This window comes from Siphonobacter sp. SORGH_AS_1065 (assembly GCF_030818595.1).
Classification (GTDB): domain Bacteria; phylum Bacteroidota; class Bacteroidia; order Cytophagales; family Spirosomataceae; genus Siphonobacter.
On the sequence record NZ_JAUTAM010000004.1, the window covers coordinates 4,036,410 to 4,059,652 of the forward strand.

Consider the following 23,243-nt stretch of genomic DNA (forward strand, 5'->3'; position numbering starts at 1 on the left):
CATGAGTCATAATCGCACCATTCGAACCTTCCTTCAATCCCTGGGTTTTGTGGGTTTATTGGGAAGTAGTGTCACCAGCTTTGCCCAAAACCGAAATCCAGGTGAAGGAGAAATCCAGACCGGGGAAATTGATATCGTTCGTGAACGTAAAATCAACCTGACTACCCAAAACCGCAATTTCGAGAAAATACCGGCCAGTCAATCGGCCCGGCCTGATCGACAGCCACTCAAGTATCAGTTCACCGATCAGAAGCTACTCATTGCTCCGCCTCAGTTTAATCCAGCAGTAACCGAAATGCCCAAATCGCAGAATGATGGTTCGCTGTTTAATTCCGAAGTCAAGGTTGGAGCTGGTAACTATGGTCGCTTCTTACTAGAGGCTAATGTCAATTCCCGCAATGACCTGCCTTACGGACTGAGCATAAAGGGATTACACAATTCCACGGCTACGGGTCCGGTGGATGGTCGTAACTCCGGTACCAGTCACCAGTTGATTCAGGTCGATGGACGTTACAGTGGAGGTAGCATGAAGCTGACGGGTAGTCTCGGGTATGACCGTAATCAGTATTACTTCTACGGATACAGCCGGGCTATTGAAATGCCCAAACGAGAAGATATCAAGCAGGTACTCAATAACTTCAACGTCGGCATTGGCATTGAAAATACGAAGAAAGATGCGGTCATTGATTACTCCATTAAAACAAAACTGCGTTCCTTAAGTACGTTCACGCAGGCGAATGAATACGATTGGGGTACGAACCTGAAAGCGACTTTTCCGATTACGAAAAACTTTTTTGCTCACCTGGCCGGAGATGCTTACCTAACCCAGCGGAATGATTCGCTGACCAACAGCCGGAACCTGTTCCGCATCAAGCCGACCTTCCAGTATCGGACCGATCGGTTTAGCGTGCTGGCGGGTATTAACGTTGTTAATGAAACGGATAATCTCAACGCCCTGTCGAAACCCACACATGCTTATCCGGTAGTCGAACTGGATTTGATGCCTGTAGAGGATATTCACGTGTTTGCGGGGTATCAGGGAGACATTCACCGGAATACGCTGGCCAGCCTGACTGATGAGAATCCTTACCTGGCTCCAAACGTACGCTTGTTGAATACGGAAAAAGTGCACGATTTCTACATTGGAACGAAAGGGCTGATTCAGGGAGGCTTTAGTTATGAAGCTAAAGTATCTTTTGGCCGGTACCGCAATCTGTATCTGTTTAATAATTCCGGTAGTGACTCCACTCGTTTCTCCGTGTTGTACGATCAGCCGCAGGATAATGGTTTCTCGAATGTCATTAACGTGTCGGGCCAACTAAACTACCAGCATGAAGACATCTGGCGTTCGTTCCTGAAATTTGATGTGTATGGGTATGACCTCAAGCAGATTGATTTTGCCTACCATCGTCCGACGTTCACGGCTACCTGGAGTAACACAGTAACCTTCAGCAAGAAATTAATCGTCGGAACGGATTTCTACGTTATTACCGGTTTGAAAGGCCGAAATCTGAATTCAGGAGTCGTAAGAACGCTGGCTCCCATCATTGACCTGAACCTGCGAACCACCTACCTGATTACCGACCGCATTTCTGCTTTTGTAAGTGTCAATAACATTGTAGGAAAGAACTTTGAACGCTTTCAGTATTATAAACAACAGGGCGTTAACTTCCTGGCAGGCGTATCCTACCAATTCTAAATCATTGCTGTTGCTTTAAATTAGGCCCGCTGTTTCAGCGGGCTTTTTTTATGTATAGAGAATGTTAGGAAGATAATCGGGAATTTCTCTCTATTTGTTCATCCTTACCGTCTTAACGTAATCTGTCATTCAGAGCGAAGCGAAGAACCTTACTTAGGATAACGACTTATTTCTAACAGGCAAACTAATAATGTACAATCGTTGGATCTGATCTTTGATGACGAATAATCAAAGTATAAATGAATTTTTCTCGCGGCGTTGAGGTGGAGGTACGTTTGTTCTCTCATGATCTAGTAGGCTCGCAAAAGTGATAAGGTCCTTCGCTTTGCTCTGGATGACAGAGAGGGATACTCCAGCGAAAAGAGAGAAATTTTTTATGAAGAATGCCATGTGTAGCCCAGTCTCCAATGTCCTGTAAATAACAAGAGTTAATGAGCCCTGACTGAATAAAAACTGCATGCAGGTGAGGGCAATCTGCTAAAAACCGAAAACTCATTTGACTTTTCGTAGTTGTTATTCTACCTTTAAACTTTAAAATGATCTGAACTTCCTCAGATCTTTCATGCTCAGGTAATAACGGTTTCAACCTCACTGGATCTCATGGCTACCATTCCCGAACACGTAAGAAACTTGCTTTTTGAACAGGATTGTGTGGTAATTCCCGAATTTGGGGGATTTATCGGCAATTTTGATTCAGCAACTTTTTTATCCGATGGATCTGTTCTGCCTCCTCGTACCCGGCTGGTATTTAATGAGATGTTACAGTTTGATGATGGCTTGTTGTCCAATCATGTGTCGAAATCGGAGAATATTTCCAGGGAAGAGACCAGAAACCGTCTGAAGCAATTTGTTGAGCAGGTTAAACTGGACATTCGTAGTCAGCAACAGTATCGATTTGAGCATCTGGGAACCTTCACTCAAAACGGAGAAGGTAAACTGGTGTTTGCACCTCAGGAAAAGGTTAACTATTATGGAGAAGGGTATGGTTTAGCCTCCTTCGTTCCTGCCTACCACCGTCATTATGCGGTGAACCAAGCCACAGAAACTGCTTCGGTTGTAGAAACACTGGCGGAAGAACCGATGGAGTCGAATCTAACCGTAGTTCATTCTTCCAAACGGCTGGGCCGCTGGGTGGCCGCTGCGGTGCTCGTCGTGGTAACGGTAGTGGGAGCCTGGTATACCGGACAGAAAACAAACCTGAGTAGCATGAACCCCATGACTGCTCTGGATTTCTCCTGGTTGAATTCAAAGAAGGTTTCTCAGCCCGTAAGCGTAGTAAACGACCCAATTCATGCGAAAGTAGCTATTACTCCCAAACCTGCTCCTAAAGTTGAAGTAGTTGACGTACGCGAAACTCCTAAAGTAGAAGTTGAGGCAGCGGAAGAGAAAGTAGTAAAGAATAAGGTTAAGTTTTTAGTGACTCCATCCCGGGTGAAAACCATTGAAGGAGAAGCCGTTCCGAGTGGCTATTATGTAGTAGCTGGTAGTTTCGGAAGCGTCAAGAGTGCTCAGGTCATGAAAAAGCAATTGCTTTCAAAAGGATATAAAGTAGAATTATTACGTCCCCGGAAAGGTTTGGTTAAAGTAACGGTTAGTGACCGTCTCAACACGGCCAATGCCGCTCAGGCCATGGCTCAGAAACTGGGACCTGATTTTAATAATAATCTCTGGATTCTGAAATCCATCACTGATTAAGGAATTATTTATTCGTATGTTTGAAACCAAACCTCAGCCGGGTTTGGTTTTTTGTTACCACACTTTACGTAACAATTTACCCATTTGGTCGTTTTACAATCAATCGTTTGAATCATAAGTAACGTATATGAATAGCAGTGTGCAACTAGAACAGGAAGAACGCAGAAACCGATCGGTGGCTTTGATGGTCACGACCGGCATTTATGTTCTTTTGTTTTTGCTGTTATGGCTGGTCGGTATGTGGAAATTAACGCCACCGCCAGAACCTATGGTGGGCATTGAACTGGCCAATATCGGTTCTGGGGCCCTGGGTAGTGGAGACATTCAGACTCGTAACAAGCCCAGTAAACTGACGAATCGGGAAGAATCCAAGCCTGCCAAGGAAGAGGTAAAGGAAGAACGGGTACGCAAACCTGAGGTGAAAGAGGTAGTTCCGGTAAAAAAGGTAACTACTCCCAAGGTAGTGGAGGCTCCTTTGAAAACATCCAAAGTAGAAAGTCCGGTTAAAGTGCCCCCCAGGCCGGAGCCGAAAGAAGTAAAACCCGTAGAGACGAAAACGCCAGCTACGCCAGCGAAGACGGTTTCAAAGCCCGTTGAGCAGCCCAAAGTGGACACAAAAGGTTTGTATGGTAAAGCGAAATCCAATGGAACCAACGGCACCAGTGATAATCCCGGAGGTAACAACAACGGTCCTGCCGGAAATAAAGGGGTAGGAGATTACGGTGCTCCAGATGGAAAAGTGGATGGCCGGGGCTTGTATGGAAAAGGCTCAGGCGGCGGTGGAGGTACGGGTAACGGTTCTTCGTTAAGTATGACGGGCTGGACCTGGAGTCGCAAACCCAGTCCGCAGGGATTGAATTCGGATGGAAAGGTGGTATTCCGGATCAAGATTGACGAGAACGGTAACCTGATTTCGAAATCTGTGGTGGAAAGCACACTAAGTCCGGCTGATGTTCGTAAATGCGAGCGGGAGATTGAACGACTCGAATTCGTTCCTACCAATTCCGCTGGAAGCCGGGCGGCTCAATCCTCCGGTACGATCACTTTCGTAGTCCGCTCTCAATAGAAAACGTACTTACAATACATACGAATGCGTACTTTTGAAGTACGCATTTTTTTATGACCATGACTTATCAGGAAACCATCGAATACCTTTATCAACAGTTACCCGTGTTTCACCTCTCCGGCAAGAAAGCCTATAAACCGGGTTTCGCTAATACGGATGCATTGCTGGAGCATTTGGGAAATCCTCATCGACAATTCAAAAGCATTCATGTCGCTGGAACGAATGGGAAGGGAAGCTCTTCGCACATGCTCGCGGCTATTTTTCAGCAGGCAGGGTACAAAACGGGTCTCTACACTTCCCCGCATCTAAAAGATTACCGTGAACGTATCAAAATCAATGGACAACCTATTCAGGAACAGAAGGTTATCGATTTCGTTGAACATAACCGAATGTTTATTCAATCGGTAAACCCCTCCTTCTTTGAGCTCACCGTTGCTTTGGCGTTTCACGTATTTGCGGAAGAGCAGGTAGATATTGCCGTCATTGAAGTGGGAATGGGGGGACGATTGGATTCAACAAATGTAATCCTGCCCGAACTGTCCCTGATTACGAATATTGGCTGGGATCACGCTGATGTATTAGGCGATACCCTGCCCAAAATTGCGGCTGAAAAAGCGGGTATTATTAAGCCTCAGGTTCCGGTGGTCATCAGCGAGCGTCAGGTAGAAATTGATGAAGTGTTTATCACTAAAGCAGCATCAACCACAAGTCCTATTCTGTTTGCTTCTGATGAATTGCAGGTTGTTTCCGAACAGCTAATCAAAGGAAAAAGGCAGCTAAGTATTCAGGGTAGAGATGGGTTGATTGATCTGGAATTAGATTTAACGGGCACGTATCAATCTAAAAACGTTCTGGGTGTGCTCCAGGCTGTTGAAGTATTACGTGAGCAGGGATACGATTTGCCAGAGCAGGTAGTAAAAGAAGCATTACAAAATGTGATAGGGCTGACCGGACTGAAAGGACGATGGCAGTTAATTCAGGAAAAACCCCGGGTGTATGGGGACACCGGGCATAATGAAGCCGGCATTAAAGAAGTTTTAAAAACGGTTGCATCCTACACCTACCATCAGTTATGGTTTATCCTGGGGTTTGTAGCGGATAAAGATTTGTCGAAAATTCTTCCCCTCTATCCTAAAGAAGCAAAGTATGTATTCTGCCAATCTTCTACGCCACGAGCGTTGGCTGCAGAAAAATTAACAGAACTGGCTCAGGCTTATGGATTAGAAGGAACGTGGTTTGTAAATGTCAATGAAGCATTGGATGAGGTATTATCCCAGGCAAATGAAGACGATTTGGTGGTAATAGGAGGCAGTACGTTTGTCGTGGCGGAGGTAGACCAGCTATAAAAAGTAAAAAGCTCCTGAATATCCATTCAGGAGCTTTTTAGTGCTAGGGTAATCTGTAATTACAGATTAGCTACTTTAGCTACCAGGTCAGCAACGCGGCTTGAGTAGCCGGCTTCGTTATCATACCAACCTACGATTTTCACTAAGTTACCTTGGCTAGAAGTTAATTCTGAGTCGAAGATACAAGAGTGAGTATCGCCTACGATATCGGCAGAAACGATAGGATCAGTAGCATAGAATAAGTAACCTTTCATCGGTCCATCAGCAGCAGCTTTGATTGCAGCGTTGATTTCTTCAGCAGTGGCTTCTTTCTTCAATACCAAAGTAAGATCCGTTACAGAACCTGTAGGTGTAGGAACGCGTAAAGCAGAACCATCTAATTTACCTTTTAGGCTAGGTAATACCAGACCGATGGCCTTCGCAGCACCCGTAGTACTAGGAATGATCGACAGAGCCGCCGCACGAGCACGACGTAAATCGCTGTGAGGAGCATCTTGCAGATTCTGATCAGCAGTATATGCGTGAACAGTAGTCATGTATCCTTTCTCAATACCGAATGTATCTTCAATTACTTTAGCCATAGGAGCCAAGCAGTTGGTAGTACAAGAGGCATTAGAGATGATTTTGTCATCAGCAGTTAAGATGTCATCGTTAACACCTAATACTACTGTTTTAACATTACCCTTGGCAGGAGCGGAGATGATTACCTTCTTAGCTCCGGCAGTTAAGTGTTGTCCAGCACCAGCTTCATCAACAAAACGGCCAGTAGACTCAATAACTACGTCAATATTTAAATCACCCCAGGGAAGTAACTTAGGATCACGCTCAGCATAAGCGTGGATTTTGCTGCCATTTACAGTGATGCTTTCTGAATCAGACTCTACTGTACCAGCAAATTTACCGTGAATTGAATCGTATTTAAGGAGGTGAGCTAAGGTTGCATTATCTGTTAAATCATTGATAGCAACAATCTCAACGTTTTCTTTCTCTAATAGACGACGGAAGGAGAGCCGTCCAATGCGACCGAACCCGTTGATTGCGACACGAACTTTTGCCATGTGAAAATAGATTAATGGTTTTCGATGCAATATTAATTAATATAATACGAATTCCCTATCACCTATAGAGAGTAATAATTTAGCAATTAACTAGCTACTAAAATTAGTAACACTGATCAATTAGTATTTTAGTAAATTAGTTTTAGTATTTAAACATTGCTAAATATATTATTAATCATGCTGTTTGTTACTAAAGAGTATTGTCATTATTTAATTGCCTAGAAAATAGGGGAATCCCTAATATATAAGTATAAGCCAAAACAGTATTCATAGATTATCCTACAATAGATTAATCATGGAATGGCATATATGATATGAGTAAAGGAATAAGTAGAAAACAATGTGGAATAACCAAAATAGAAAGGCATATCATATCGATAAACTAATCACAGCACTATATCCTTCATTTATCTATCAGATTCTTTGCTAAGGACCAACACCATAGTATAATAGAAATTGCTGGCATTACATTTTTTACAGTTATCTATAAATCAATAAATACTCCAATAGAATACACAATAGTAGACCTGTAGCTACATTTTATTATTATCTATTGAAGTCCATATAATATTCTGAATTGTATTATAAGGAACGTATAAGATTTAACTATAATACTAATATATATCTGTAAATCAATTAAATAACATCTATAATCTTAATGATATTTGAGGAGATATAATTTTATATATTGTACTTTTTAAAGTGACAAACTGTCGTATCTATTAAAGAGAGTTTCTATTTACATTTGCAGAAACCATTTTAATATATGACTGAATTACAATCAACGATTGAAAAGATCTGGGAAGATCGTCAACTGCTAAATACGGACTCTGCTAAAGAAGCTATTCGTTCTGTAGTAGAAGCCGTAGACAAAGGCACGCTTCGTGTAGCAGAACCTCTTGCTAATGGAGAATGGAAAGTTAATGAATGGGTAAAAAAAGCAATCGTTCTTTATTTCCCTTTACAGAGCATGCAAGTACAGGAAGTAGGCATCTTCGAGTACCATGATAAAATGAAATTGAAGACGGGTTACGAACAGTTAGGTGTTCGGGTCGTTCCTCCAGCCGTGGCTCGCTATGGAGCTTACCTTTCTAAAGGCGTTATTTTAATGCCATCTTACGTGAACATCGGAGCCTATATTGATAGCGGTACTATGGTTGACACCTGGGCAACCGTTGGAAGTTGTGCTCAAATTGGTAAAGACGTTCACTTAAGTGGTGGCGTCGGAATTGGGGGTGTTCTTGAACCACCTCAGGCAGCACCCGTTATTATAGAAGACGGTGCTTTCATTGGCTCTCGTTGTATTGTCGTAGAAGGGGCCAGAATTGGCAAAAAAGCCGTTTTGGGTGCTGGAGTAGTAATTACGGGCAGTTCAAAAGTGATTGATGTTACTGGGGAGACACCTGTTGAATACACCGGATTTGTGCCTGAAAACTGCGTAGTTATCCCAGGCAGCTATACCAAACATTTCCCTGCTGGCGACTATCAGGTTCCTTGTGCTTTAATTATTGGCAAGCGTAAAGAGAGTACGGATCTGAAGACTTCATTGAATCAGGCTCTGCGTGAAAACAACGTAGCTGTGTAGTGATTTCTATAACATTAACTCAGTAAAAAGGGTAGGGGAACAATCTCCTATCCTTTTTTATACCCTTCTAATGAATATCTGATCTGTTAACTTCCATAAACTTTTAAAGCACAATTGTAATTTACATTCGTAAATAATACTGATGATCAACAGATTATGCACAATAAACCTGTTCACAATAATAAATTTACAAAAGTATTTTATTATTTACATTGATGAATTTATAAATGTTTCTATCCGTCATTGGTTAATTCACAAAAGTAAAATACATTTGTAACATGCTAGTGTTTACAATACGATATAGCCACTATGACTGATAAAGAAAAAGTAATTTACCTGCTAGAATCCAACGACTTAACTGCTGCACAATTTGCAGACTCTATTGGCATTCCAAGATCCAGCATTTCTCATATACTTTCAGGCCGAAATCGGCTCAGCATGGATATTGCTCGCAAAATCGTGAAGCAATTCCCTGAAATCACCTATGAATGGCTTTGTGATGAAAATCCGACAGTCATTAAATCAAATGGCTTTTCGCACCCTAAAGCCGCTTATAGTCAGCCCGTTGTTAACGAAATGCAGCCTCAGGTTAAGTCCTCAGATTTCGCTAGAAAAAATGGAGTAGGACAAAGACCCGATCTGGCGTATTCTCAGGCTCATGAAAAAGCCTCTTTTGAGAATAAACACGTCGTTAAAATGATTGTCTTCTATTCCGATCAAACCTGGCAGGAGGTTTTTTAATAAGTAAGCATAATGATTCTTTTTACACATTTATATTCCCCCATATATGAATGAATAATCATTCAAAAACGTACTTGAGTGCATACTAGGTTGGGTCATGAGGCTACGCTTCAACGATCATTTTGAGAATAGTTTGATCGGACTCGGTGGCAGGATTTAGATACCCTGATTCGATCCTTCCTACTAACCGTCTCTTTACAGTTACTATTTTTCATACCATTAAGATGTTCCCCAATCACTTTGCCGATGGCCGATTCACAAGATTCATAGGGCAACGAAAAAGCATATAGGCAATTCTTACGAAAGACCATTGCATCGCTTACGTTTCAAATATAGGGCAAGACGGCTACATCTTTAATTGCTATCGGGATTCCTCCGGGACACACATCCATTCAAAGGAAGATAAAGCCTTAGAGAAAAGAATATATGGTTAACTCGGACAGCAAGGATTTCAAAAACGAAAAGGCCAACTGCGGCGTTCCTTCATAAACCATTTCAGTCTCAGCATTCTACTAATCCGAATAACAATCCCTGGTATAACGCTGGCAATCGTTGAGGCTTCACTACCAACTAATTATTGAGAAGGAGACCTATAAGGACCTATTTTTCAACTATTTATTAATATTCTAAAAGTTAATGTTTCACGTGGATATTAATTTGTTCATTGTGAAAGAGTTAGCTACCAGTCGGGCGTGAAACAAAACTCTGTGGTAGAATTAACCTTTAAAAGGGCGGGAGTGAGGCTTATATTTGCTTAGATTTTGTATCCTGAGCTGGGATTCTTCTACGTGTTTTTTCTTTCTATTAAACATAAAGTACGTTATTATACACTATGGATCAACTTAATTCTCTTCAACAAGTAGCTGAATTTCATCATACTTTTCATGCTCCAGTCTTATCTGATCCACAAATACCCAGTGAGAACAGATCGAAATTACGGTATGCTTTACTGGCGGAAGAACTGAAGGAATTTCAGGAAGCGGTGGAAGCAAATGATTTGATTGGCGTAGCGGACGCTCTCTGTGACCTTCAATATGTTCTGTCTGGAGCGGTGCTTGAATTTGGTCTGGGAGAGAAGTTTGTTGACCTATTCAACGAGGTGCATCGTTCTAATATGAGCAAAGCCTGCTCTACTGAGGCCGAAGCACAGGCCACGGTTGCCTTCTATCTGGCGAAAGATGGCACGGAGGCGTCCTATCATGAAGACAACGGTAAATGGCTCGTATATCGCAAATCTGACCATAAAACGCTCAAATCGGTCAACTATTCACCGGCGGATTTGGCATCTATTTTACAATCGTAGTCCAGAGCAGGCTTCGGAGCTCTTCACGAAGCCTGCTCTCCAAAAATTAACTTGTATAAATAGGCTGGTATTTTAAAAAGACCAACCCAGACTTAAAAGATTGCGTTTCCAGTAGCTCTAATTCCAGATGCTTCATTTCTTCGGAAAAGAGCCGTTTGCCTTTGCCCAGAATAACGGGACATACCCGCAACTGAATTTCATCGATCAATTCTGCTCGTAACAGCGATTGTGCCAGTGAAAGGCTTCCCCAAAGCACCATGTCCAGTCCAGGCTTATTTTTAAGCCGTGTGACTTCTTCAACAGCATTTCTGTTGACAATTCTGGCATCGTTCCATTTTCCCCAGGGAACATGATCTACCATGCGTGAGAATACAATCTTCGGTGTTTCATTTAATTTGTCAGCTATGGTTTCAACCTCAGTGGTTACCGTTGGCCAATACTCCACGAACATGCGATACGTTCGGGAGCCCAACAGGATGGCATCGATGGTGCCCATGAAATCCAGCACATCATCCTCGGATTCTTCGTTGTACTCAGGCTTATTAAAGAAATCCGTCTGACCGTTTTCATCAGCCGCAAAACCGTCCAGTGAAATCCATTCCTGTAGAATTAATTTTCTCATTTTGATTTGATGGTTGATTCATTGTAATCTGCTAAATTATTGATCCATCTATAATCAGTATAGGGATGAAATACATTTCATAGCTTCGTAAATCCGTACTATTACCCCTGTAAATCAGACATTTATATATGTTATATAATTTATATTATGTTAAGTAATTAAATCCAATATCCACCCTACATGAAGTTTTTGAGAATTCTATGGCTGTAGCTAAATCCACAAAAAAAGTCTCTGCGAGAATCTCGCAGAGACTTTTTTATACTAAACTAACTCAAATTTGCTACTGTAACGCTGCAAGTTTTGAATCGTAAGCGTCTGTTTTCTCTAACGTCTTAAGAATGGTATACGTTTGAGACAAGTTGTTTTTCAAAGCTTCTTCCTGCTTCAATGACCATGCTTTTTCAAAGTATGGTAATGACTGCTTGAATTTAGCTACCGTTTCCTGTTCAACCGCTTTACCTTCTTTGTTATAGGTGTTCATGTCCATCGCGTCTACTTTGCTTTTCACCATAACACCTTCGTTGAAATAATAAACGCCCATGTTATAGTTGGCATCGTAGTTGTTAGGCTCGATCTGAAGAACTTTCTCGTAGCCAGCCTTAGCCGCACTTTTTTCCTCTTCCAGTTTTTTCGTCAGTTCAGCAACTTTCGCCTGAGCTTCGGCTGCTTTACCAGAATTCTGCTGATCAGAAGCAGCCTTTGCCTGAGTCGCTGAAGCTAAAGCAGTCTTCGCTGATTCGAATTTAGATTTTACTTCACCCAACTGACGCTTTAATTCTTTGTCCGTTGGTTTTTTCTTCAGAGCAGCCGTCAAACGAGTTACCTCATCCTGATACAGTTTCACATCCGCTTCAGCCGTTTTTACTGCTTTGTCAGCGTCTCCGCCTTTTCTGGCTTCTGATGCATACTTTTTCAGTTCTTCCTGCGTATTCTGTGCGGCATTGTCATACAGAATGGCCAGGTTAACGATGTTCTGCGTGTTGTTGGGATCTTTCTCAACTAACGCCTTCAAATCATCGATCGCTTTGTGCGTATTACCTGATTGCAGATAAATGTTGATCTTTTCGTTTTTAAGATCCTTGCTGTCGGGGTTAACCGCAATCCCTTTATCTAAGACTTTGACCGCCTCATCATCGTTCTTTTCAGTACGATAGATGTTAGACAAAGTGTAAAAAATAACGGGATCTTTACCACCCAATTCCAGGTACTTGCCAAAGCCTTCCTTAGCCGTGGCATTATCGCCCGTTTGTTGAGCCACAATACCCGTAAACATAGCGGCCGTGGTATCCTTAGGATCTACGACCATCGCTGTCTTGAGAAGTTTCAGAGCGTCAGGAAAATTCTTGTTTTGATATTTTGCATTTCCCTGTCCAATCAAGCCATAGTAAAGACGAACTTTATCCTTCGAATCCGGTGCCTGAGTGATTGCTTTCTGGGCATCTTTCGCAGTACTACCCTGTTTTCCATCTTTCGTGTCCAGCTCCACTGCTTTTTTGTAAGCATCGTAAGCAGCCAGCGAAGACATGGAATCAAGACCCGCTAATTTCTGATCTGTTGAGAGAGCTTCATAAACCTGGCCTTTCACTAACCACGTCTTTGGTTTTGCTCCTGACTTGGCATCCTGAACTGCTTTATCGATCTCCTCCTTTGCCTTGTCGAGCTTTCCGCTTTCTAACGCTGCCAAAGCACTGTTCTGGCCATAAGCGGATGCTGATAACAGGCCTAATAAGGCCGGAAGAATGAGTTTATTCATTGTACTACTATTTTGGTTTAGTTACTATGCGAAGTAAGTACTTTTCCTGATATACGGAAAACGTACTTTTAATTGATTTGTTTGACAAGACTTTATTTCTGTAGTCTTTTAATCGTAAACAAAAAAGAAAGCCTTGAAGACTTTAAAAATCTTCAAGGCTTAAAAAATCATGCCTCAGCGGGTGCTTCAGGCGGCGTAGTAGGCTGTTCCCCCTCCTGCCCTGTCACCTCCAGCAGCTCTTCATTCTCAATCTTGGTAATGGATGAAATCTCATCCCCATTACGTAAACTGATCAGTCGAACACCCTGCGTATTTCGTCCCATTACCCGTAGATCGGCTACGGCAAAACGAATCGCAATTCCTGAGCGATTAATGATCATTAAATCATCATTATCAGTCACTTGCTTAATAGCCACCAGCTTACCGGTTTTATCGGTTACTTTCAGCGTAGTAACGCCTTTGGCACCCCGGTTCGTCAGGCGATAATCTTCAATGTCGGAACGTTTTCCGTAGCCCTGTTCCGATACAACGAGTAACTGAGCCGTCGCGGGATCCACCACACAAACCATTCCAATCACTTTTTCATCATCTGCCAATTCGACACCCTTGACACCCGTGGCAGTCCGGCCCATCGGACGAACTTTACCTTCGTTGAAACGAACCGCACGACCCGCATCTACTGCAATGATAATTTCGTTGTTACCATTCGTCAGAGCTACGTCCAGCAGGCGATCACCTTCATTAATATTTACAGCAATGATCCCATTCTGACGTGGACGCGAGTAAGCTTCCAGCGAAGTTTTCTTCACCGTTCCCTGTTCCGTACACATCACAATGAAGTTATTGTTTACGTAATCAGGGTCCGTCAGCGTCTTCACGTTAATCACGGCACGAATGTGATCGCCGGATTCGATGTTTAGCAAGTTTTGAATCGGACGACCTTTTGCCGTCTTATTTCCTTCAGGAACGTTGAATACCCGTAACCAGAAGCATTTGCCCGTATCCGTAAAGAACAACAGGTAATTGTGCATAGTGGCCGTGAAGAGGTGTTCGGTGAAATCGTCATCTTTTGTTTTCACTCCCCTCGCTCCTACGCCGCCGCGGCTTTGGGTGCGGTATTCAGCCAATGGCGTCCGTTTGATGTATCCTTGTGAAGAAACGGTAATCAGCATTTCTTCATCGGCAATCATATCTTCAATCGATAACTCGTCGTCCGCGTGAGAAATCTGCGTCCGCCGATCGTCACCGTAACGGGCTTTTAATTCCGCTAAATCATCCTTAATGATTTGATACTGACGTTCGGTACGAGCCAGGATATCTTCCAGATCAGCAATGAGTTTCATTAACTCATTGTATTCTTCCATGATTTTATCCCGCTCCAGACCCGTCAGACGTTGCAGACGCATTTCCAGAATCGCTTTCGCCTGAGCTTCACTCAGAATCAGTTCGGAACCTTCTTCGTTTTTGAAGGTATCGACGATCTGTAACGAACGATTCGGGTTTTCCAGAAACTTCTTGCGTTGATCTGGCGTCATGAACGAACCATTCATCAAACCAGCCTTCGCCACTTCCGGGTCACGTGAGCCACGAATCAGAGCAATCACGGCATCGAGGTGATCCAGAGCGACCAGCAAGCCTTCCAGAATGTGAGCCCGTTTGCGGGCTTCGCGTAAGTCATACCGCGTCCGACGCACAATTACATCCAGACGGTGCTCAACGTAATAGCGAATCATGTCCTTCAGATTCAGCGTCATCGGGCGACCTTTAACCAGAGCCACGTTGTTTACGCTGAATGCCGTTTGAAGGGGCGTATGTTTATACAAGTTATTCAGGACCACATTAGGAACGGCATCGCGTTTGAGTTCGATAACCAAACGAATACCTTCCCGGTTGGAGCTTTCATCCCGAATAGCGGAGATGCCTTCGAGTTTCTTGTCTTCAACCAGTTCAGCAATTTTCTCCTGAAGTGTCGCCTTATTCACCTGATAAGGCATGTCGGTAATAACGATCTGGTCCTTACCCGTTTTAGTCTGCTCGAATGTAGCATTCGCCCGTACCACCACGCGACCACGACCCGTTTCAAAGGCATTCTTGATACCCGTCAAACCGTAGATCGTCCCGCCCGTGGGGAAATCAGGACCTTTGATATGCTGCATTAACTCAGGAATCGTAATGTCCGCATTATCCAGATACGCGGCAATACCATCCACTACCTCCGTCAGGTTATGAGGAGCCATGTTGGTGGCCATACCCACCGCAATACCCGCCGAACCGTTCAGCAACAAGTTGGGTAATTTTGCGGGCATAACCGTTGGCTCCTTCAGCGAATCATCAAAGTTGTTCTGAAAGTCAACGGTTTCTTTACCTAAATCGGCCAGTAATTCTTCAGCAATACGCTTCAGACGAGCCTCCGTGTAACGCATGGCTGCGGGAGAATCGCCGTCAATCGAACCAAAGTTACCCTGACCGTCCACTAAGGGGTAACGCAGGGACCAGTCCTGGGCCATACGTACCATGGTATCATAAACGGAAGAATCACCGTGGGGGTGATACTTACCTAACACTTCTCCAACGATACGGGCTGACTTCTTATATCCGCGGTTGTAGTTAACGCCCAACTCGTCCATTCCAAACAAAACCCGACGGTGAACGGGCTTCAGACCGTCACGCACATCAGGCAAGGCACGCGATACGATAACCGACATCGAATAGTCGATGTAGGCTCCACGCATTTCGTCCTCGATGTTAATGGGAATGATATTTCCAGAGTTACTATTGTCTTCGGGCAGATGGTCTTCTGTAGTTTCAGCCATTTTAAATCAATTGCAGAATTTCCCGATTTACGAGGGAATCATTATTATTAGAAGTACCAAAAATACTGATTTTTTACCGTTTTTTCAAAGATTTTCCCAAGAAAAGGACACCTAACTTTGCCAACGGATTATTGGATTTTGCGGTTACTCCCTACGAACGGAACAGAAAAGCACTCATACTCAGTCAGCCAGAAATTCATTCGGCTTTTGACGTGAATAGGAGTGCTTTAACGGGGCTTTAGACCTTACCCGTACGGCTTTATACTTTTTCCCAGGGTAATAGCTTTTTGAATTTTTTCCTGGTCTTCGGATCTTTGTTATCCCGGTAGAGCGATTTTTCTTCGGCCTCTCCCCTACGATTTTTCATTTTCCAGGCAAACCCATGCGTAGGACTGGAAAAGATAGAGCTTCCCCGATAAATTCTTCCTTCGTGACGATGTTCCATTTTGACGTGACAGCTTTTCATGGGACACTTCGGAGCCCAGCAGGAACTCATCAGTACGGTAAGAATCAGGCTAAAAGCCAGCGTAAGTATTGATTTCATAAAGTAAACAGACTGTTTTATGGAAACGATCATTCGGACTTTATCAGTGCATGAACGATTATTTATCAATGAATTGGTTATTGATTCCCTGTTGCATGACTTGCCGGGCTACTTTTGAGCCCAGCTTATACGCCCGTTGAAAACGTTTATTCCTATGGCTCACTCCCACGCTCACGATCATTCCCATGCTCCTGCCGAAGTAAATCGTGCTTTTGTCATTGGCATCATTCTCAATACCACCTTTGTTATCGTTGAAGCCGCCGCTGGTTTTTATACCGATTCGCTGGCCTTACTCACCGACGCCGGACATAACCTAAGTGATGTAGCCAGCTTATTGCTGGCCATGCTTGCGTTTCGTCTCGCCAAATCCAAACCGACCGAACGTTTTACCTATGGCTATCAGAAAAGCACCGTTCTGGTTTCTCTGGCCAATGCTGTGTTATTACTCGTAGTCATGGGTGGCATTGGGTATGAGGCCTTCAACCGATTATGGTCCACTCACGTTGTGGCAGGAGACACCATAGCCTTGATCGCTGGTATCGGTATTGGAATTAACGCATTTACAGCGTTATTATTCTTTCGACAGAAAGAGCACGATCTCAATGTCAAAGGGGCTTATCTCCACCTGCTGGCCGATGCCTTGGTATCCGCAGCGGTAGTGGCAGCAGGCATCGCTATGCCGCTAACGGGCTGGTACTGGCTTGATCCTGTTCTCGGGATCATCGTCGCCCTGGTAGTGGTCTGGAGCACCTGGTCTTTGCTTCAGGATAGTCTAATTCTGTCGCTCGACGGCGTTCCGGCCACTTTATCTACGCAATCCATCAAAGAGCAGATTCTTCAATACCCTTCCGTCCTTGACGTGCATCACATTCACATTTGGGCGATGAGTACCACAGAAAACGCATTAACCGCCCATTTGGTTATTCCTTCGCATTTGAGTTCTGCCGAAATCTTTAAGCTAAAGCATGAGATCCGCCATACCCTCGAACACCTCTCCATACAGCATGCCACCCTGGAAACGGAAACGCCAGACGACCCCTGCCTGGATACACACCATCATTAATACAGCAAAAAGTCGATGGCAAATCTGAAGCAAGTGCCCTTACCCGGACTGCTTTCCACCTGTATTTGGCTTTTGTATTGCAACAGAATCAAGCGTACAATGGATAAGCCCAGGCCCGAACCCTGGTACAGTCGGCTGGTTTCAGGGGTGGCCTGGGTAAATTCTTCGAAAAGATGGTCCAGAAACTCGGAGGGCATACCGATGCCGGTATCGGCTACTTCAAACTGAGTCGTTACCCATTTTTCCGTAATCTGCGTAGCAAAGACACGTAAGGATACCTGACCTTTCTCCGTGAATTTTATGGCATTTGAAATCAGGTTGTTCAATACCTGCACCAGTCGTCCCGGATCTCCGTAGATGGTTTGAGGAATACTGCCGTCCACCTTCAGATTCAACTCAATGGCTTTACCCCGGGCTGAAGGCTGATAGGCATCAATCACCCGATGCACCACTTTCTTTAAATCGAAAGGAATTTTTTCCAGCACGACTTTTCCGGCTTCCAGTTTACTATAAGCCAAAATATCGTCGAGTAGCGTATGAAGCGTCTGAGATGAAAACTGTAGAATATCGACCAGTTCTTTCGATTCTTCATTCAAATCTTCCATCAATAACAGATCACAGGCACCAATGATGGGATTCAAAGAGTTTCGGATTTCGTGACTCATGGTCGATAAAAAACGGGCTTTGTCTTCCCTGGCCAACTCCGCCTGGCTTTTGGCCAGTTGCAGGCTTTTATTAAGTTCGGCCAACTCATTTCTGGCTTTGATATTTTCCAGACTGGAACGCCGAAGTTCGAACAGCCACACCACCTGAGCCGCCAGATCCTGTAGAGCTTCCACTTGAAACTGGCTCAATTGTTTGGGTCTCTGATCGAACACACATAAGGTTCCGATGGCCTGACCTCTGGGGGAAACCAGCGGCACGCCGGCGTAGAACCGCACGTGAGGGTCTCCCGTAACAAAAGGGCTATTCGAAAAGCGGACATCCAATACCGAATCTTCCACAATCAACGGGTGCGAAGGTTCCTGTATGGTATAATTACAGAATGCTATTTCTCTGGGAATTTCGTCGATATCAACGCCTATTTTAGACTTTAACCATTGCCGATTTTGATCAATCAAGGTTACTAAACTGATAGGCGTATCGCAAATAGCAGAAGCCAGTCGGGTAATGGCATCATAAGCAATCTCGGGTGGAGTGTCTAAAATCTGATACTCATTTAAATCCTTCAAACGCGATTGTTCACTCAAAATCATAGCTTTATAACGTATTTCAACGAGCGTAAATACTTATTTAATTAAATACTCATTTACTGAATAACTGCAATCGTTATACTCCATTACTTATTTACGTAAATAGGTATTTAATGAAAAGCCACCCCTATTTAAACATTTAAGTAATTACTCATGCAAGTAAACTAAATCTATAGTTCCCGGTTTGGTTTAAACCGCTCGATAACTCTGCTACTTTTCTACACTGAGTCCACACTTGAGCCTGAAAAGTTCTGGTTATCGCATGAACGCTGGAGCATTTGAAAAATACGATCCAGCTCTTTTCTTCAAACCTAATTTATTTTCATAGGGTTTAACTCACATGGTTGTTTTGGGGAGTATTTACCAAAACCTCCTGTTGACTGATTCGGGCCAGTAACCTTTTTCTCCTTTCAGAAACTTGATAGCGGTGTGAAGGCCGATTTCTCATTACGGCACACCTATCAAACAAAACGCCTAAAGATAATCAGATTTTAACACTACGTGATTCTTAAAAAAATCGATCACCATGAACGAAGTGCTACAAAATTATAAACGTATAGTATAAATAGTTATCTAAATAGTGATATAAAATAAATCTTTAAAAATAATCTTTTCGCTGATTTGCATCTTCTCTAATATTTATGAACTTTTGGTAAGATCTTTTTATAGTCCCCAGCATGCTATTTTATCCACTTCGGTGATGATAAGATAAATAAAACCTTGTTCTTTAGCACCGGTCTCCGTGTTTACAAATGAAGATACTTTTTTATGAAACTTTCCGCCAGAAAGGTTGCCTCGGTGTTGCTTGTCACCGCCGTTTCACATTATACGTTTGCCCAAAATGACACACGTACATTTTTTAATCATTCCGTCGCCTTCACGGTAGAACGTAGCATCAAGAGCGGCTACAAAGTCAACCAAGATTATAGTTACGTAGTTACTACACATCAGGTAGAACTCGAAAGGGCGGTCACACGTAATTCAGACGAGCAGGTTTCTTTGCATTTTCTGGTCATCCCTCAATACAATACAACTGATTTTCACGACTGGAAGTTCAAGGAAAACCGTTCGAGCTGGGAAGCAGGAATTAACGCCGGACTTAAGATTCGCGTATACCCTGGTAAGGACCATCAACGCGTGTTTTTATTTGCTTCCATCAGTAGCGGACCCCATTACATTGATCGGGCCCCTGTTCGACAAAACAATGGCTTTATCTTTAATAATAACTTTCGTTTCGGCTTTCACTTCCCCATTGCAGGGGCCTTAGGAATGGAAATAAAAGCCGGACTAAGGCATATGTCTAATTTAGGCCTTTTCCCGCCCAACCACGGCCTGGATAATGTGATGATAGGCGGTAACCTCAACTATGCCTTTTAGGCAAAGAATGGATTACGATCTTATATCCTTTTTTGGGGGAGTTATACTAAAAAATGCCCCAAACAAAAAAGCACTTAACTAGGTAGTTAAGTGCTTTTAAGAGCCCCCTATCGGGATCGAACCAATGACCTACTGATTACAAGTCAGTTGCTCTACCAGCTGAGCTAAGGAGGCTTATGTTGCTTGCGGGTATTTCATTTCCCTCAAACGTTCCGCAAAACTAGTATTTTTACGACCCTTTGTCAAGACCGTCTTTTATTTTTTTTGAAGATATTTTCTAATAATCTGGTTATCAAAACGGATTTTAACAAAAATACCCATCTGAGTAAGATGGGTATTTTTGTTACTAATGAAAGTCAATCTTCTATTAATCTTCGGCTTCCCGAACGACACGCAGCTGATGTTGCAGTTGTTCCAGATCTTTACGAGAACGTTCGATCCGTTTTTCGAAGTCAAGACGGATTTTCTCCGCGTTTTTAGAATTCGCGAAGAATGCCAGGTTGTTTTCCATTTGAGCAATTTCGTCTTCCAGCGTGCGAATCTTGCGACGAATGTCGTTTTCCTTTCCACGCAGATCTACCTGACCGCCACGACCGCGTTCCTGCTTCACTAATTCTACCTCGCTTTCCAGCACTAATTGCTCTTTTTCGTGAGCACTTAGTTTACCCATCGCTGCTACGTAGCTATTAATAGCCTTGATGTAGCGTTGCTGAATGGGCTGAATTTCTTTGCGTGGCACAAATCCGATGGCTGCCCACTGGGTTTTGAATGCGTTCAGTCGATCCACATCGGTATCTCCCGACTTCGCCTCCTGTTCAATCTGATCGCAAAGGGCTTTTTTCTGAGCCAGGTTTGCTTCAAATTCTTTCTCGATACCGGCGTTTTTATCTCGCTTGCGTTCAAAGAAGGCATCACAGGCTTTCTTGAAACGATCAAAGATCTTATCCCGCATTTTCTCGGGAACGTGACCAATGGATTTCCAGCGGCGTTGCAGTTCGATAACCGTTTGCGTAGTCTCTGCCGAGTCCTGTCCGCTTTCCAGCAAAGCCTCCACCTGTTCGCAAAGGGCCGTTTTCTGACGGAGATTCTCATCCCGCTTGGCTTCCAGCTGACGGAAGAATTCGCCTTTGTTACGGAAAAACGTTTTAATGTCTCCCCAGAACTTCTGGCTCATTTCCCGACCTTTATCACGAGGCATGGGACCTTTTACCGCATTCCATTGATCCTGAATCGCCAGAATAGCCTTCGTTTTATCATTCCACTCATTAATGGAATTCGACTGGAAGGTCGTGAATGTGGCTACCAGTGAAGCAATGTCTTCTTTTAATTTATAGATTTCCTCCGACTGCGTTTTCAAAGCTTCGTTTTGTTCCCGCTTTTTGCTGTAAAGCGTGTCCAGGGTAGCTTTGAATCTCCGCCAGAGTTCTTCGTTTACTTCTTTGGGAGCTGGGCCAATGTGTTTGAATTCTTCAAACAACTCGTTGGCATCATCAAGCATTTTTCCGCTCACTTCTTCTCCAGCCTGAACCGCCGCCGCAGTTTTCTCCACTCGCTCGATCAGTTCAATTTTAGCCTGCATATTCCGCTTGCGATCCAGCTCTTTCAATTCGAAATAAATATTCCGATTGTTGAAATAACGGTCTACCAGAGCGTGATACGTCTGCCAAAGCGTGTTGTTATGAGCCGAAGATACATTGCCTGCTGATTTCCAGTCAGTCTGAATTTGCTTGAACGTATCCCAGCTTTTCTCGCCAGCTCCGCTTTTTTCTTCGTTTTCTACGAGCTCACGAAGTTTATTCAGCAATTCCGTCTTTTTCGTGAAGTTATCTTCACGGGCTTTCTCCGCCTGTTGGAAATGACGAACACGTTCCCCGCGAATCTGACCGTATAACTGGTCGAATTTTTGAGTCAGTGCATCGGCTTTGTACGCAAACCCCTCTTCATCGCCACCTTCCTCAATAAAACGTTGCAGAGCTTCCTGACGTTCACCCGCTTTGATATGCTCGAAAACGGGCTTGGTTTCTTTCAGAATTGCGTCGGTAGCTTTCAGATCGGCAGTTCCTTCTTTTACAGCAATGAACGTGGTCTCCAGTAACGTTACCAGATCCTGTTTCGACCATTGCGTATAATCAGTGTGCGTGTGGTCACTGGCCTCGACTTCATCCGCCGACGAATCAACCACTGATTCATCAGATTCGGAAGTGGGCAGTGAAGGATCCGCCACTTCAGGTGCAGCCTCAGCGACTACTTCTGGCGTGGATTCCCATTCGGTCGTCACCGATGGTTGTGCCGGTGCTACCTCTTCCGACACGGGAGTTCCCTCAGCAGAAGTCTCTGCTGATTCAGCCGGTGTCGTTGGTTGATCTTCAGTGCCAGCGTGTGATGTCGTTTCCTGTGTAGGCAGCCCTTGCGGTGCGTTCTGTCCTGCTGTCGAATCCGTCGATTGCTCTTCAGGGGTCAGTTGGTTGTCGTCAATCATTTTGAAATCCTTTACCCATTGAATTGGAATGGCAAAAATAGAATAAATTCGGCACGCACTGTACCACTTCGTAGATTCCGCTGCAATTGAATCCGTTTTTTAGATGAAATTTAGAAAAACATGCTCGTAATCACGACTTAGTCCTTTCTTTTGTCCATGTTAAATTTGTATGAAAGCCATGCCATCATCACCTATGCTTGATTTATCCGCTCTCCGGGAAAACTATACCAAAGGCAATCTGGATGTCTCTTCGGTCTTGTCGAACCCCATAGATCAGTTTCGCATCTGGTTTCAGGAAGCAACCGTTTCTCAAGTGCCCGAACCCAACGCCATGCACTTGGCAACGGTCTCGGCCTCAGGCCAGCCTTCCGGTCGTATTGTGTTATTAAAAACCGTGGACGAACAGGGATTTGTGTGGTATACGAACTACGAAAGCAAAAAAGGCCATGAGTTAGCCGACCATCCACAGGCAGCCCTGACATTTTTCTGGGTGGAACTGGAACGCCAGGTTAGAATTGAAGGAAAAGTGGAAAAAGTTACCGAGGAAGACTCGGACGCCTACTTCGCCGTCAGACCCAGAAGCAGCCAGATTGGAGCTTGGTCATCCCCCCAAAGTCAGGTTATTACGAACCGTGAAACGCTGGAAGAAAACGAAAAGCGTTTTCAGGAGCAATTCATGAATCAGCCTGTCCCTCGACCCGCTCACTGGGGTGGGTATAGACTCATTCCTCAACGCATGGAGTTCTGGCAGGGCCGCCCTTCCCGTTTACACGATCGGCTGTTGTACACATTTACGGATAACCAATGGCAAATTGAGCGATTAGCTCCTTAATAAGTTGAGAAGAG

At 43.8% G+C, this 23,243-nt stretch carries 17 protein-coding genes and 1 tRNA gene; 10 read left to right on the forward strand and 8 right to left on the reverse strand.

The window, feature by feature from the left end:
- Nucleotide 1 precedes the first annotated feature (1 nt).
- The 4 genes from QE390_RS17515 (at nt 2) to QE390_RS17530 (ending at nt 5,806) form a co-directional block, all read left to right on the forward strand.
- Nucleotides 2-1,699: a TonB-dependent receptor gene (locus QE390_RS17515; RefSeq protein WP_307143104.1), complete on the forward strand. Its 1,698-nt coding sequence runs from the start codon at nt 2-4 to the stop codon at nt 1,697-1,699.
- 600 nt (nt 1,700-2,299) lie between these two features.
- Entirely contained in the window at nt 2,300-3,394 is a 1,095-nt protein-coding gene (locus QE390_RS17520; protein WP_307143105.1) for an SPOR domain-containing protein, read from the forward strand.
- A 127-nt stretch (nt 3,395-3,521) separates the two neighbouring features.
- Nucleotides 3,522-4,460 (forward strand): hypothetical protein, encoded by a 939-nt coding sequence (locus QE390_RS17525; protein WP_307143106.1) that lies wholly within the window; start codon nt 3,522-3,524, stop codon nt 4,458-4,460.
- 53 nt (nt 4,461-4,513) lie between these two features.
- A complete protein-coding gene (locus QE390_RS17530; RefSeq protein WP_307143107.1) occupies nt 4,514-5,806 on the forward strand; it encodes a folylpolyglutamate synthase/dihydrofolate synthase family protein in 1,293 nt (430 codons plus the stop codon).
- A gap of 59 nt (nt 5,807-5,865) precedes the next feature.
- Here the strand turns inward: QE390_RS17530 and gap are convergent, their stop codons facing one another.
- The gene (gene gap, locus QE390_RS17535; protein WP_106634749.1) at nt 5,866-6,864 is read right to left on the reverse strand and encodes a type I glyceraldehyde-3-phosphate dehydrogenase; all 999 of its coding nucleotides are present in this window, start codon (nt 6,862-6,864) and stop codon (nt 5,866-5,868) included.
- 766 nt (nt 6,865-7,630) lie between these two features.
- Between gap and QE390_RS17540 the strand changes: the two genes are divergently transcribed.
- From QE390_RS17540 to QE390_RS17550, 3 genes are all read left to right on the forward strand, one after another.
- On the forward strand, nt 7,631-8,449 hold the full coding sequence (locus tag QE390_RS17540; protein ID WP_307143108.1) for a 2,3,4,5-tetrahydropyridine-2,6-dicarboxylate N-succinyltransferase: 819 nt from the start codon (nt 7,631-7,633) through the stop codon (nt 8,447-8,449).
- 309 nt (nt 8,450-8,758) lie between these two features.
- Nucleotides 8,759-9,190 carry a helix-turn-helix transcriptional regulator gene (locus QE390_RS17545; RefSeq protein ID WP_307143109.1) on the forward strand — a complete coding sequence of 144 codons (432 nt, stop codon included), beginning with the start codon at nt 8,759-8,761 and terminating at the stop codon, nt 9,188-9,190.
- An 832-nt stretch (nt 9,191-10,022) separates the two neighbouring features.
- Nucleotides 10,023-10,493 carry a nucleoside triphosphate pyrophosphohydrolase family protein gene (locus QE390_RS17550; RefSeq protein ID WP_106634746.1) on the forward strand — a complete coding sequence of 157 codons (471 nt, stop codon included), beginning with the start codon at nt 10,023-10,025 and terminating at the stop codon, nt 10,491-10,493.
- Between the two features lie 46 nt (nt 10,494-10,539).
- Here QE390_RS17550 and QE390_RS17555 read toward each other — a convergent pair whose 3' ends face one another.
- The 4 genes from QE390_RS17555 to QE390_RS17570 all read right to left on the reverse strand — a co-directional run bounded on the left by QE390_RS17555 (nt 10,540) and on the right by QE390_RS17570 (nt 16,225).
- Nucleotides 10,540-11,115, reverse strand: coding sequence for a dihydrofolate reductase family protein (locus tag QE390_RS17555; protein WP_307143110.1), 576 nt, complete (start codon nt 11,113-11,115; stop codon nt 10,540-10,542).
- A 280-nt stretch (nt 11,116-11,395) separates the two neighbouring features.
- On the reverse strand, nt 11,396-12,868 hold the full coding sequence (locus QE390_RS17560; protein WP_106634744.1) for a lipopolysaccharide assembly protein LapB: 1,473 nt from the start codon (nt 12,866-12,868) through the stop codon (nt 11,396-11,398).
- A 167-nt stretch (nt 12,869-13,035) separates the two neighbouring features.
- Nucleotides 13,036-15,681, reverse strand: a complete 2,646-nt coding sequence (gene gyrA, locus QE390_RS17565) for a DNA gyrase subunit A (protein WP_106634743.1) — start codon at nt 15,679-15,681, stop codon at nt 13,036-13,038.
- Nucleotides 15,682-15,940: 259 nt separating this feature from the next.
- Nucleotides 15,941-16,225: a hypothetical protein gene (locus tag QE390_RS17570; RefSeq protein WP_307143111.1), complete on the reverse strand. Its 285-nt coding sequence runs from the start codon at nt 16,223-16,225 to the stop codon at nt 15,941-15,943.
- Between the two features lie 154 nt (nt 16,226-16,379).
- Between QE390_RS17570 and QE390_RS17575 the strand changes: the two genes are divergently transcribed.
- A complete protein-coding gene (locus tag QE390_RS17575; RefSeq protein ID WP_307143112.1) occupies nt 16,380-17,288 on the forward strand; it encodes a cation diffusion facilitator family transporter in 909 nt (302 codons plus the stop codon).
- On the opposite strand, the gene QE390_RS17580 is transcribed toward QE390_RS17575, so the two are convergent.
- Nucleotides 17,285-18,544 carry a GAF domain-containing sensor histidine kinase gene (locus tag QE390_RS17580; protein ID WP_307143113.1) on the reverse strand — a complete coding sequence of 420 codons (1,260 nt, stop codon included), beginning with the start codon at nt 18,542-18,544 and terminating at the stop codon, nt 17,285-17,287. The genes QE390_RS17575 and QE390_RS17580 overlap by 4 nt on opposite strands.
- 765 nt (nt 18,545-19,309) lie before the next feature.
- Here QE390_RS17580 and QE390_RS17585 point away from each other — a divergent pair.
- Nucleotides 19,310-19,918 carry an acyloxyacyl hydrolase gene (locus QE390_RS17585; RefSeq protein ID WP_307143114.1) on the forward strand — a complete coding sequence of 203 codons (609 nt, stop codon included), beginning with the start codon at nt 19,310-19,312 and terminating at the stop codon, nt 19,916-19,918.
- A gap of 101 nt (nt 19,919-20,019) precedes the next feature.
- On the opposite strand, the gene QE390_RS17590 is transcribed toward QE390_RS17585, so the two are convergent.
- Both QE390_RS17590 and QE390_RS17595 read right to left on the reverse strand, forming a co-directional pair.
- Nucleotides 20,020-20,092, reverse strand: a tRNA-Thr gene (locus QE390_RS17590).
- A 193-nt stretch (nt 20,093-20,285) separates the two neighbouring features.
- Nucleotides 20,286-22,397, reverse strand: a complete 2,112-nt coding sequence (locus tag QE390_RS17595; RefSeq protein WP_307143115.1) for a DUF349 domain-containing protein — start codon at nt 22,395-22,397, stop codon at nt 20,286-20,288.
- 178 nt (nt 22,398-22,575) lie between these two features.
- Between QE390_RS17595 and pdxH the strand changes: the two genes are divergently transcribed.
- On the forward strand, nt 22,576-23,229 hold the full coding sequence (pdxH, locus tag QE390_RS17600; protein WP_307143116.1) for a pyridoxamine 5'-phosphate oxidase: 654 nt from the start codon (nt 22,576-22,578) through the stop codon (nt 23,227-23,229).
- Nucleotides 23,230-23,243: the final 14 nt, after the last annotated feature.

What these genes read in the sequence shown, in the direction of transcription:
- QE390_RS17585 (WP_307143114.1), top strand. Translation starts at nt 19,310, where the DNA reads ATGAAACTTTCCGCCAGAAAGGTTGCCTCGGTGTTGCTTGTCACCGCC.
- QE390_RS17570 (WP_307143111.1), bottom strand. Translation starts at nt 16,225, where the DNA reads ATGAAATCAATACTTACGCTGGCTTTTAGCCTGATTCTTACCGTACTG.
- gyrA (WP_106634743.1), bottom strand. Translation starts at nt 15,681, where the DNA reads ATGGCTGAAACTACAGAAGACCATCTGCCCGAAGACAATAGTAACTCT.
- pdxH (WP_307143116.1), top strand. Translation starts at nt 22,576, where the DNA reads ATGCCATCATCACCTATGCTTGATTTATCCGCTCTCCGGGAAAACTAT.
- QE390_RS17595 (WP_307143115.1), bottom strand. Translation starts at nt 22,397, where the DNA reads ATGATTGACGACAACCAACTGACCCCTGAAGAGCAATCGACGGATTCG.
- QE390_RS17560 (WP_106634744.1), bottom strand. Translation starts at nt 12,868, where the DNA reads ATGAATAAACTCATTCTTCCGGCCTTATTAGGCCTGTTATCAGCATCC.
- QE390_RS17545 (WP_307143109.1), top strand. Translation starts at nt 8,759, where the DNA reads ATGACTGATAAAGAAAAAGTAATTTACCTGCTAGAATCCAACGACTTA.
- QE390_RS17575 (WP_307143112.1), top strand. Translation starts at nt 16,380, where the DNA reads ATGGCTCACTCCCACGCTCACGATCATTCCCATGCTCCTGCCGAAGTA.
- QE390_RS17525 (WP_307143106.1), top strand. Translation starts at nt 3,522, where the DNA reads ATGAATAGCAGTGTGCAACTAGAACAGGAAGAACGCAGAAACCGATCG.
- QE390_RS17515 (WP_307143104.1), top strand. Translation starts at nt 2, where the DNA reads ATGAGTCATAATCGCACCATTCGAACCTTCCTTCAATCCCTGGGTTTT.
- QE390_RS17530 (WP_307143107.1), top strand. Translation starts at nt 4,514, where the DNA reads ATGACCATGACTTATCAGGAAACCATCGAATACCTTTATCAACAGTTA.
- gap (WP_106634749.1), bottom strand. Translation starts at nt 6,864, where the DNA reads ATGGCAAAAGTTCGTGTCGCAATCAACGGGTTCGGTCGCATTGGACGG.
- QE390_RS17520 (WP_307143105.1), top strand. Translation starts at nt 2,300, where the DNA reads ATGGCTACCATTCCCGAACACGTAAGAAACTTGCTTTTTGAACAGGAT.
- QE390_RS17550 (WP_106634746.1), top strand. Translation starts at nt 10,023, where the DNA reads ATGGATCAACTTAATTCTCTTCAACAAGTAGCTGAATTTCATCATACT.
- QE390_RS17555 (WP_307143110.1), bottom strand. Translation starts at nt 11,115, where the DNA reads ATGAGAAAATTAATTCTACAGGAATGGATTTCACTGGACGGTTTTGCG.
- QE390_RS17540 (WP_307143108.1), top strand. Translation starts at nt 7,631, where the DNA reads ATGACTGAATTACAATCAACGATTGAAAAGATCTGGGAAGATCGTCAA.
- QE390_RS17580 (WP_307143113.1), bottom strand. Translation starts at nt 18,544, where the DNA reads ATGATTTTGAGTGAACAATCGCGTTTGAAGGATTTAAATGAGTATCAG.